The organism is Sunxiuqinia sp., assembly GCF_055140945.1.
In genome coordinates this window covers 159,236-170,842 of record NZ_JBSQYS010000001.1, presented here as the reverse complement: position 1 = coordinate 170,842, position 11,607 = coordinate 159,236, and the positions used below count along the sequence as shown (strand labels likewise).

10 protein-coding genes are annotated in these 11,607 nt (G+C 41.6%); 9 read left to right on the top strand and 1 reads right to left on the bottom strand.

Translation table 11 applies throughout. The features are described 5' to 3' along the window. Window positions 1-37: 37 nt before the first annotated feature. The 3 genes from ACTB00_RS00680 to pyrF all read left to right on the top strand — a co-directional run bounded on the left by ACTB00_RS00680 (window position 38) and on the right by pyrF (window position 3,255). Window positions 38-1,204 carry an AIR synthase related protein gene (locus ACTB00_RS00680; protein ID WP_463298021.1) on the top strand — a complete coding sequence of 389 codons (1,167 nt, stop codon included), beginning with the start codon at window positions 38-40 and terminating at the stop codon, window positions 1,202-1,204. 68 nt (window positions 1,205-1,272) lie between these two features. Continuing rightward, window positions 1,273-2,358 carry a peptide chain release factor 1 gene (prfA, locus tag ACTB00_RS00675; protein ID WP_463298020.1) on the top strand — a complete coding sequence of 362 codons (1,086 nt, stop codon included), beginning with the start codon at window positions 1,273-1,275 and terminating at the stop codon, window positions 2,356-2,358. Between the two features lie 63 nt (window positions 2,359-2,421). Beyond that, window positions 2,422-3,255, top strand: a complete 834-nt coding sequence (pyrF, locus tag ACTB00_RS00670) for an orotidine-5'-phosphate decarboxylase (RefSeq protein WP_463298019.1) — start codon at window positions 2,422-2,424, stop codon at window positions 3,253-3,255. A gap of 60 nt (window positions 3,256-3,315) precedes the next feature. On the opposite strand, the gene ACTB00_RS00665 is transcribed toward pyrF, so the two are convergent. Beyond that, entirely contained in the window at window positions 3,316-4,572 is a 1,257-nt protein-coding gene (locus ACTB00_RS00665) for a DUF819 family protein (protein ID WP_463298018.1), read from the bottom strand. A gap of 383 nt (window positions 4,573-4,955) precedes the next feature. Between ACTB00_RS00665 and ACTB00_RS00660 the strand changes: the two genes are divergently transcribed. The 6 genes from ACTB00_RS00660 to ACTB00_RS00635 all read left to right on the top strand — a co-directional run bounded on the left by ACTB00_RS00660 (window position 4,956) and on the right by ACTB00_RS00635 (window position 11,550). Next, entirely contained in the window at window positions 4,956-5,720 is a 765-nt protein-coding gene (locus tag ACTB00_RS00660; protein WP_463298017.1) for a hypothetical protein, read from the top strand. Between the two features lie 64 nt (window positions 5,721-5,784). Next, entirely contained in the window at window positions 5,785-7,071 is a 1,287-nt protein-coding gene (locus tag ACTB00_RS00655) for a DUF2851 family protein (RefSeq protein ID WP_463298016.1), read from the top strand. Between the two features lie 3 nt (window positions 7,072-7,074). After that, entirely contained in the window at window positions 7,075-8,106 is a 1,032-nt protein-coding gene (locus ACTB00_RS00650) for a potassium channel family protein (RefSeq protein WP_463298015.1), read from the top strand. A 260-nt stretch (window positions 8,107-8,366) separates the two neighbouring features. Then, on the top strand, window positions 8,367-8,636 hold the full coding sequence (gene rpsO, locus ACTB00_RS00645) for a 30S ribosomal protein S15 (protein WP_321286519.1): 270 nt from the start codon (window positions 8,367-8,369) through the stop codon (window positions 8,634-8,636). Window positions 8,637-8,743: 107 nt separating this feature from the next. Then, window positions 8,744-11,008: a polyribonucleotide nucleotidyltransferase gene (gene pnp / locus ACTB00_RS00640; RefSeq protein WP_463298014.1), complete on the top strand. Its 2,265-nt coding sequence runs from the start codon at window positions 8,744-8,746 to the stop codon at window positions 11,006-11,008. A gap of 56 nt (window positions 11,009-11,064) precedes the next feature. Continuing rightward, a complete protein-coding gene (locus ACTB00_RS00635) occupies window positions 11,065-11,550 on the top strand; it encodes a hypothetical protein (RefSeq protein ID WP_463298013.1) in 486 nt (161 codons plus the stop codon). The last annotated feature ends 57 nt before the right edge of the window (window positions 11,551-11,607 follow it).

The following is an 11,607-nucleotide window of genomic DNA, read 5'->3' as shown; positions in this document are numbered from 1 at the left end:
ATATTAACTTTGTGGCCTGAAAATACAGACTGATTTTATGAGCGATAACAGGTACATGGCAAGGGGCGTTTCTGCATCGAAAGAAGATGTCCATCAGGCTATTAAAAATATTGACAAGGGACTGTTTCCCAAAGCATTTTGCAAAATTATTCCCGATGTGTTGGGAGGTGATCCGGACTGGTGCAACATTATGCATGCTGATGGTGCCGGTACAAAATCCTCATTGGCTTACATGTACTGGAAAGAAACCGGTGATGTTTCAGTCTGGAAAGGTATCGCGCAGGACGCGTTAATCATGAATATTGATGACCTCCTTTGTGTGGGTGCAACCGACAATATCTTGTTGTCGTCAACCATAGGCCGAAACAAGAATAAAATTCCGGGAGAAGTAATCGCAGCCATTATAAATGGTACTGACGAGTTGTGCCAGGAATTGCAGAAAATGGGTGTTGGTGTTTTTCCAACAGGTGGCGAAACCGCCGATGTGGGTGATTTGGTTCGAACCATTATCGTTGATTCAACGGTTACTTGTCGCATGAAGCGTGCAGACGTGGTCTCTGCTGATAATATTCAGGCCGGCGATGTGATCGTAGGATTATCGTCTTTTGGACAGGCAACCTACGAAAAGGAATACAATGGCGGTATGGGCAGCAACGGATTAACTTCTGCCCGGCACGATGTATTTGCAAATTACCTGGCTGAGAAGTATCCCGAGAGTTTTGACTCGGAAGTGCCGGCTGATTTGGTTTATTCAGGAAGCAAAAAACTTACAGAAGCGATAGAAGGTCTTGGGTTGGATGTCGGTAAACTTGTTTTATCTCCAACTCGCACTTATGCGCCCGTCATCAAAAAAATATTGGATGAGCACCGTGCAGATATTCATGGAATGGTGCATTGCTCGGGTGGCGCACAAACCAAAGTACTGCATTTTGTTGATGGTGTTCATGTGATCAAGAACAACCTTTTTCCGGTTCCGCCGTTGTTTAAATTGATTCAGGAAGAATCTAAAACCGACTGGGCTGAGATGTACAAGGTATTTAATATGGGACACCGAATGGAGGTTTATCTGAAACCAGAACTGGCTGAATCGATCATCGAAATCTCAAAATCATTTAACATCGATGCACAGATTGTTGGTAAGGTTGAAGCCTTTGACGGTAAAAAACTCACCATCGATTCGGAGTACGGAACTTTTGAGTATTAAATACCCGGATACATCATTCCTGATCTTTTATCTTGAATCTAGTATCTTTTATCTTGAATCTTAAAATTATGGCAGACCATTCAATATTAGAAAAATACGAAGCTATTCAGCACCGGCTGGATGAAGTAGGACAGCAAATTACCGATCCGTCGGTGATGGCTGACATGAAGCGCTATGTGAAACTTAGCCAGGAATACAAACGACTAGAGTCGCTGGTAACAGCGTTCAAAGAATATAAAAGTCTGGTCGATAATATTGAATCAGGCAAAGAAATGCTGGCACAGGAAACGGATGAGGAAATTCGTGAAATGGCCAGAGAAGAAATGGAAGGCAGCGAAGAACAACTTCCTGAAAAAGAAAAAGAAATCAAAATGCTTTTGGTTCCTGCTGATCCTGAAGATAGCAAAAATGCAATCCTCGAGATTCGTGCCGGAACAGGTGGCGATGAGGCCAGTATTTTTGCCGGGGATTTGTTCCGCATGTACACCAAATACTGCGAAAAAAAGGGCTGGCGCATGGAAGTTACTACCGTCAATGAAGGTACTTCGGGTGGCTACAAGGAAATTGTGGCTAATGTTTCAGGCGAAGGCGTTTATGGTATCCTGAAATACGAATCAGGGGTACACCGGGTACAGCGTGTGCCACAAACCGAAACACAGGGACGTGTACACACATCTGCTGCATCGGTAGCTGTGCTTCCCGAAGCTGAAGAATTTGATATCGATTTGCGTAACGAAGATATCCGCCGCGACGAGTTCTGCTCTTCAGGACCTGGGGGGCAGTCGGTAAACACAACTTACTCAGCCATTCGACTGACACACATCCCAACCGGAATTGTTGTGCAGTGTCAGGATCAAAAATCGAAACTGAAAAACCTGGATAAGGCGATGGTTGAATTACGGTCGCGGATATACAATATGGAGCACCAAAAGTATCTGGATGAAATTGCTTCGAAACGAAAAACGATGGTTTCAACCGGCGACCGTTCGGCAAAAATTCGCACATACAACTGGCCGCAAGGACGGGTGACTGATCACCGAATTAACCTGACGCTTTATAATTTGCAAGCTATTATTAATGGTGATATCGATGAGATTATCGAGAAGTTGATGGTGGAAGAAAACTCAGAAAGACTGAAAGAAGCAGAAATTTAATTCTAAAATACATAGAGAGCGGGTGACTTCGAAGTCACCCGCTCTCTAACGAATACGATACAAATGAACCGCGAACAATTATTTGAACAGATCAAGAAAAAAAGAAGTTTTTTGTGTGTTGGATTGGATTCTGATATCCTCAAAATCCCGGCTCACCTGAAAGAAACTACCGATCCGATATTTGCTTTCAACAAAGAAATTATTGATGCCACACAAGATTTGTGCGTGGCTTACAAACCAAACCTGGCTTTTTACGAGAGTCTGGGAGTTGTCGGCTGGGAAAGCCTGGATAAAACGGTGCGTTATATTCGTGAAAAGTATCCGGAGCAGTTTATAATTGCCGATGCGAAGCGCGGCGATATTGGGAATACATCCAATTTATATGCGCGTGCTTTTTTCGATCGTATGGATTTTGATGCGGTGACAGTCGCGCCTTACATGGGAGAAGATTCAGTAAAACCATTTATGACTTATTTGGATAAATGGGTGATTCTATTGGCGCTGACATCAAATAAAGGAGCATTCGATTTTCAGTTCATCAAAAATGAAGAGAATGGGGACATGCTGTATGAGTCGGTTCTGAAAACCTCTCAAACATGGGGAACTTCTGACAACATGATGTACGTTGTTGGTGCCACCAAAGTTGAGAAGTTGGAAGAAATTCGTGCGATTATTCCTGAGCATTTTCTATTGGTTCCAGGAGTTGGAGCACAGGGTGGAAGTCTGGAGGAAGTTGCAAAATACGGTATGAACGACCAGTGTGGATTGTTGGTGAACTCGTCGCGTGGAATTATTTACGCATCAGCCGATACTGACTTTGCTGAAAAAGCCAGAGAGGCAGCAATGGATGTGCAAGTTGATATGGAAGAACTACTGCTTGAAGCAGAATTGTTGTAAGAACGATTTTTTATCTTATATCGAGCCCGGCTATTTGTCGGGCTTCTTGTTCTAGCGATGTTACGGTGCAACCGCCTGCATAATTAATCCACACATCCAGGCTCCATAGGTTCCCATTGCATATCCAAGAACGGCTAGCAAAACGCCAACTGGAGCCAACGACGGATGAAAAGCCGCTGCAACAACCGGAGCACTTGCTGCACCGCCAATGTTGGCTTTACTTCCCACTGCCAAAAAGAAATAGGGGGCTCTGATCATTTTCCCAACAATCAGTAAAAGAACTACATGGATCAACATCCAGATACCTCCAACGGCAAACAAACCGATGTTGTCAAAAATCTTCGTGATGTCCATTTTCATCCCGATGGTTGCCACGAGCACATAAATAAAAATGGTTCCGATTTTTGAAGCTCCGGCGCCTTCGTAATTTCGTAGTTTGGTAAATGATAGTCCAATGCCGATTGTTGTCGATAGAATAATCAACCAAAAGAACCTGGATGTCAAGCTAAATTTGTTGAGAGATGGAGCATGAATCTCGATGTAGGGAACAATTGCGTCAGCAACGAAATGTGCGAATCCTGTTATTCCAAGTCCAATCGCCAGAATAACCATCAGGTCAGTGGTACTTGGTATTCGTGCCGTTTTCAAGCTGAAATCGTGCATCTTTTTTTGCAGGTGTTCAACACTGCTAGCATCTGCCTTGAAGAATTTATCGATTTGCTTAGCTTTACCAACACCGATCAATAAAATAGCCATCCAAACCTCTGCTACTAAAACATCAACGGTAATCATGATGGAATAGAGCCGGTCAGAGGGTTCAAATATTTCGTACATAGCCGCCTGGTTGGCACCGCCTCCAATCCAGCTTCCGGCAATGGTTGTCATGCCTCGCCATACTGCGTCGGGACCAGCTCCTCCAATTAAATCAGGATTAATGGCAGAGGTGATCAAGATTGCCAATGGTCCTCCGATAATCACCCCAAAAGTTCCGGTCACGAACATAATTAGCGCTTTGCTTCCGAGTTTAAAAACTTCTTTTAAATCGATACTGAGCGTGAGTAGAACCAAACTGGCAGGGAGCAAATAGCGCGAGGCCACAAAATAGAGCTGCGAGTTTTCGCCATCAACAATGCCAAAAGTAGTTAGCAGGCTGGGCAAAAAGTAACACAAAAGCAGCATTGGTATTACACTATAAAACTTCTTGAAAATTGGGTTCTTTGAATTGCTGGTATAGAATATCCCGGCCAATAATAGGAGTAAAAGACCTAAAGTTACGGCATCGTTTTGGATAAGGGCGCTGGCATGTTTAATCTGCATAACTATTTATTTTTTTAAGAAATTACTGAAAACTTCAGTTTTCTTCCTCAAGCTTAATTGGCTTACGGTGGCAAAAATAGCCATATTATTGTGGAATAAAACTACAAATGTCAGGTTGACTGCTTCATTGTCGAAGTCAGATTGTATTTAAAAATTGAGCTTTTTGAGACGGGCTTTTGGGCTCAGGTATAAAGATAGTGCTCAACAACTATTCAGGCAGATTTGTTGTTTTATAAATAATGTGCATTTAGGATTGGATTTGTGAATTAGTTGATATCAGCCAGTTTGTTGACAAGCTTTTCCCAGGTTCAATATTTTGGAAAACCAAGTCGCTGATTGTTAGTGCTTATTTCTGATCCTTGGATTGACTAAAAAAATAATCGATGAAAAAAATATTTTTACTCTCCCTATTATTTATTCAGATAACCGTATTTTCTCAACAGCCGTTAAAGGTTGAAATGGCTGAACGACCATCCTCCATGGGGATTCATCCGGCTTTTGAAGTAGCTGTGCCCAATGCCAGTGTGAAGGACGCCGAAGAGTTGTTCAAAAATTCGATGCACGAGAAAAAGTTCTTTGGATTGATCAAGAAGAAGGCTGATTCGAAAAAGAGCGGAGACGAGTGGATGACTGAAGAGTTTGATTTTAAGACAGTGAGTGATAAACCGATGGTTGTTCTTTTTCAAGCGGCTGATTATGATGACTTGACCTACGTGCGTTTTTTCTTTATTCAGGACGCTCGGTTTTTAGGATCTTCCGACTATAATCCAGCGAAGGTTATTCGAAACGCAGAGAGCTTTGTTCAACAATATGCCGTAACGCTTTCACAGCAGACTATTCAGACTGAAATTGACAATGAGAAGAAAGCGTTGGCTAAGCTTGAGAAGAAACTCCGAAAGTTGAAGAAGAAAGGCAAGAGGCTTCGAAAGAAGATGGCTAATAGAAAAGATGAATATTTCGGGGAGCTTGTAGTTTTAGATGATCCGGTAGAAATTGATGGTTCTACAAAAGGCCAGAAGCGAAAGCTCAAAGGCTATGAGAGAAGGATGAGACGGAATTATAAGCAGCAACAGGATATTCAAAGCCAAATAGCGAATCAGGAAAAAGTGATTGAGAGATTGAGATCAAAGCTGAAAGATGTTGAATAGCTTCGGTAACTGATTTTCATGGTTTCTGGTATTTTTCATAACTTTAGTGAAAAATCACCCTGTTATGAATGAAGCTTTTCTTCAGTTTATTTGGAAACATAAGTTATTCAGCGCTGAACAGTTGAAAGTTGATAGTCAGCCAGTTCAAATTCTTCAAGTGGGGCAACATAATTCGGATGCCGGCCCCGACTTCTTTAATTCACGCATTAAAATTGGACAAACCACCTGGGCCGGAAATGTGGAGATCCATCAAAAAGCTTCAGACTGGTATCGACATCAGCATGAAACGGATGAGGCGTACAATAACGTGATTTTGCATGTGGTTCGAGAAAATGATGAAGAAATTCGTAATTCAAAGGGCGAATTAATTCCGGCCATGGTGTTGGATTATCCGAAACATTTGGAGGTGAATTACCAGCAACTTTTAAAATCGCACCGGTGGATTGCCTGCGCTGATCGTTTCCACGAAACCGATTCGATGGCTTTGCAAATTTGGTTTCATGGTTTGATGATTGAGCGGCTTCAGCAAAAGACACAAAACATTGTTGATAGGCTGGAGCAGAACAAAAACGATTGGAACGAAACGTTCTACCAGATGCTGGCCCGTAATTTTGGATTTAAAGTGAATGACCAACCATTTGAAATGCTGGCTCGGGCCTTGCCTTTGCAAATTTTAGGCAAGCATAAAAATAACTTGTTTCAGGTTGAAGCATTGCTTTTTGGAACAGCCGGTTTGTTGAACGAACAGTTGTTGGGCGACGATTATTATTTGGCTTTGCGGAAGGAATATTCATTTTTATACAAAAAATACCGGTTAAAGCCCGTTGAAACACATGTGTGGAAGTTTTTTCGTTTGCGTCCGGTTAACTTTCCAACAGTTCGTTTGGCCGAATTTGCCGCACTCATTCACCAATCTTCAGCATTATTTTCATCGCTCGTTGAATTGGATGATTTGTCCGAAATTCAAAAACTGTTTAAGGTGCAAGCTTCGGTGTACTGGGATACTCATTATCGGTTTAATAAAAATTCAGCGAAACGAAAAAAAGTACTTGGCGATACCGCATTTCAAAACCTGATGATTAATACCGTGGTGCCCTTTCTTTTTATTTATGGTGAGTACCACAATCAGGCTCACTTGAAAGAGAAAGCACTTGATTTTCTTGAACGTATGCCGGCTGAGAAAAACTCAATCATTTCAAATTGGCAAAAACTGGGGGTTGATGTTCGCTCGGCATATGACAGCCAAGCATTGATTCAGTTGAAAAATTGTTATTGCAATCCCAAAAAATGTTTAAATTGCCACGTAGGAACCAAATTAATTAATCATGCGATTAAAGGGGAAATAAGTTAGCCCATGAATAAATTTCAGGAAGTTTCACATAGAACAATCCAAACCGGTATTTTTTTGCTGATTTTCATGGTTTCGCTTGGAACGGCTGGCTTTTGGTACATTGAAGATTTTTCGCTGATTGATGCGTTCTTTATGACCATTATAACCATCTCGACAGTTGGCTTTGGCGAAGTTCATCCGCTGTCTGATGGAGGCAAGTTGTTCACTTCCGGATTAATATTTTTCAGCCTGGGTAGTTTGGCTTATGTCGGTTCAAGTATGGCCAGCTTTGTGTTCGATGGCGAATTAATGAACTATTTAAAAACCTATCGCGTGGATAAAAAAATCGTGAAATTGAAAGATCATGTTATTATTATCGGTTACGGACGTAACGGAGAACAAGCGGCCATAGAGCTGCGTGATCATGGAGTTAAATTTGTGATTATCGAACGCCGCGAAAATGTCTTGGCACGTATCCGCAAGGATGTTCGGTTGCTATATATTCAGGGAGACGCGACACATGAAGAAGTTTTGAAAAAAGCCGGTGTTGGACGGGCACGAGCTTTGATTGCCACTACCCCGAATGATGCCGATAATGTTTTTGTAGCTCTTACAGCCCGAAGTATGAATCCAAGTTTACGAATTGTAAGCCGCGCTTCTGAAATGGAATCGGATATGAAGCTGAAGCGTGCAGGAGTAACGAATGTTATTATGCCCGAACGTATCGGAGGTCAGCGCATGGCTAAATTAGTTACTCAGCCTGATGTGGTTGAGTTTCTCGAATACATTTTACTGCAGAAAAGTAAAGATGTTAGTTTAGAGGAAATCAACTGTAATAACATGGCTGATTATTTTGTGAATAAGCCTATTAGTATATTGAAGGGCGAAGATTCTTCGGGAGTCAACATTATTGGAATTAAAATTAGTGGTGCCAAGTATGTGTTTAATCCTGACCCGAATTTGACATTGAGTCGTGGCGATCAGCTGTTTGTCATTGGTTCGCCCGAGCAAGTGAAATCTTTCAGAGAGTCGCTGGAATCGCCTAAGTATTCGTAACGCTTCAATGTTGTATGGTTTTGGCTTGCGTTGGATGTACCTGGTTGTTTTTCGAAATTACAGAGGTGCATATTTGCTAATAAAAGTAAGGATTAAATAAAAACCATTTTCAATAGCTACTGCCTATTTTCTCACCATGAGATTGAAAATCAAAGTTTTTTGATTACTTTTGCGCTAGTTTTTGAAATTAATTTTAAGCGGTTGTTATTGAATGCGATGCAACGGTTTAAAAATTGTATCACTTTTAAATATTAAAGAAAATGTATTTAACTTCAGAAAAGAAAACAGAGTTTTTTGAAAAGTTTGGTAAAGATGCAAAAGACACGGGTACAGCCGAAGGGCAAATTGCCTTGTTCTCATACCGGATCTCTCACTTAACCGAGCACTTGAAAAAGAACAAAAAAGATTACAGCACACAGCGTTCGTTGGTTCGCTTGGTGGGTAAACGTCGTAGTTTACTCGACTACCTTAAAAAGAAAGATATCGAAAGATATCGTGCAATTGTAAAAGAATTGAAATTACGTCGATAATTTTATACACAGAAAGGGCAATATATTTATTGCCTTTTCTTATTTTTGAAATCCCCACCACCATTCGACAAAGTTCGTATTGTTAAATTTTATCACAAAAATTGATTATGAATCAAATTATTAAAACAATTGACCTCGGCGATGGCCGGCAAATTACGATTGAAACAGGTCGTTTAGCCAAACAAGCTGATGGTGCAGTTGTCGTTAGAATGGGTGACACCATGTTGCTGGCCACTGTGGTTTCAGCTAAAGAAGCCAGAGAAGATGTTGACTTTATGCCGGTATCAGTTGATTACCGCGAAAAATTTTCTGCTGCAGGTCGTTTCCCTGGTGGGTTTTTAAAACGTGAAGCTCGCCCGAGTGACGATGAGATTTTGGTTGCCCGTCTGGTAGACCGTGCCCTTCGTCCACTCTTTCCAGCTGATTATCATGCTGAAACTGCGGTAATGATCAGCCTTATTTCCTATGACCAAAACGTTATGGCCGACTCGTTGGCCGGATTGGCTGCATCAGCAGCAATCGCTGTGTCTGACGTTCCTTTTGAAGCACCAATTTCCGAAGTGCGTGTTGGACGCGTTGATGGCGAAATGATTGTCAACCCAAGTAGCGCTCAGTTGGCTGAAGCCGATATTGATATTATGGTAGCTGCCACTTACGACAATATCATGATGGTTGAAGGCGAGATGGATGAAGTGTCAGAAGAAGAGATGCTTGAAGCCATTAAAGTTGCTCACGAAGCCATTAAAATTCACTGTAAAGTACAGGAAGAGTTAGCTGCAGAAGTTGGTGTTGTTAAACGTGAGTATTGTCACGAAGTAAACAACGAAGAACTGAAAGCTAAAGTAGAAGCAGACTTATTTGATGCTTGTTACGATATTGCAAAACAGCAACTAAAAGATAAACAGCTTCGCATTGAGTCATTTGCTAAAATTGTAGATGACTATGTTGAGAAGTACCTTGAAGAAAATGCTGAAAACGAAGAAATAGACTTAGTTCAAGATGAAAAGCTTATCCGCCGATACTTCCACAAAGTAGAGGGCGAATCTATGCGTCGCATGATTTTGGATGAAGGTATTCGCTTGGATGGTCGTAAAACAGATGAAATTCGCCCAATTTGGGGAGAAGTTGATTATTTGCCGGGAGCTCATGGTTCAGCCATTTTTACTCGTGGTGAAACACAGTCGCTTTCTTCAATCACTTTGGGAACTAAAATGGACATTAAAAAGATTGATAATGTAACGTTCCAGGGAACTGAGCGGTTCTTGTTGCATTACAATTTCCCTCCATTTTGTGTGGGTGATGCGAAAACACCTCGTGGATTAGGACGTCGTGAAATTGGTCATGGTAACCTGGCTTTCCGTGCCTTGAAGCGTATGATTCCTGAAGATTTTCCATATGTTGTTCGTGTTGTTTCTGATATTTTGGAGTCAAACGGATCATCATCAATGGCAACAGTTTGTGCCGGAACCATGTGTATGATGGATGCCGGAATGAATATGAAGCGTCCGGTTTCGGGTATCGCCATGGGACTAATTACCGATAAGAATTCGGATAAGTTTGCGGTACTTTCAGACATTTTGGGTGATGAAGATCACTTGGGTGATATGGACTTCAAAGTAACCGGAACTGAAAAAGGTATTACAGCAACCCAAATGGATATTAAGGTTGACGGACTTTCATACGAAGTGTTGTCACAAGCTCTACATCAGGCCAAAGAAGGTCGTGAGCATATTCTTGGAAAAATCCTTGAAGTTATTCCTGAGCCTCGGGTAGAATACAAACCAAATGTTCCACGTGTTGAAACCATTCAGATTCCGAAGGATATGATTGGACCAATCATTGGGCCTGGAGGTAAAAATATTCAGCAAATGCAGGAAGAAACCAACACCGTTATCGTTATTGAAGAACGTGATGACTTTGGGTGGGTTGAAATTTCGGGCTTGAATAAAGAAGCGATGGATGCTGCAAAAGAACGTGTGAAGCGTATTATTGCTCTTCCGGAGAAAGGCGAAACCTACAAAGGGAAAATAAAAAATATCACAACCTTTGGAGCCTTTGTTGAAATTATGCCTGGAAAAGAAGGTTTGCTTCATATTTCTGAAATTACCTGGGAGCGTTTATCCAATGTTGAAGATGCCCTTAAAGTAGGTGAAGAAGTTGAAGTCAAACTATTGGACATCGACCGCGATGGAAAACTGAAACTTTCTCGTAAAGCCTTGTTGCCAAAACCCGAAGGTTATGTAGAGCGTGAGCGCAGCGACCGTGGAGGCGATCGTCGTCCACCGCGTCGTGATGGCGGTGGCCGCGATGGAAATCGCGATAACCGTGATCGTCGCGGAGGTAGCAGACCACCAAGAGAAAACAGAGATTAGTTCAACGTTTAAATTTATATAAATGCCCGCTTGTCGGGCATTTTTTTTCATTAGTTATGGGTGAATGGAGTCAAAAAATTACTGCCGACATTGAGCACGAATTATCGGGCACAAAAGATAGCGACCTGCGTTTTTTACGTGTGGCAGAATACCTGCGAATGGTAAAACGTGTCGACGATTTTTCGAAAAATTGTGATCAATGTCAGCAATTTCAGAAAGAAATAGAACTGCAACTGGATACGATTAGTCGCGCGATTAATAACACCGGAAAAGATCGGCGAAATTACGATCGACACATTGACCGGCTGGCTCGACATATGAAAAAGGAACACGGTTTTTACCCGCCATTCTTCTATCGCTATTCATTGAGCTTTTTTTATACGCTGATTGGTGGAGTTTTAGGTTTGTTGACAAGCTTCTTCTTTTCGTCGATCGATCGCTGGTTTTTTATTATTCCGCCGTTGGTTGTTGGATTGCTTGTTGGGCAGTTTGTCGGAGGACAGAAAGATGCCAGGATCAGAGCAAATCAAAAAATACTGTAATATTTCCAACAGGTTCATTGCAAGTAGCTTAAGAAAAGCTTGAAGAGATATTATCAT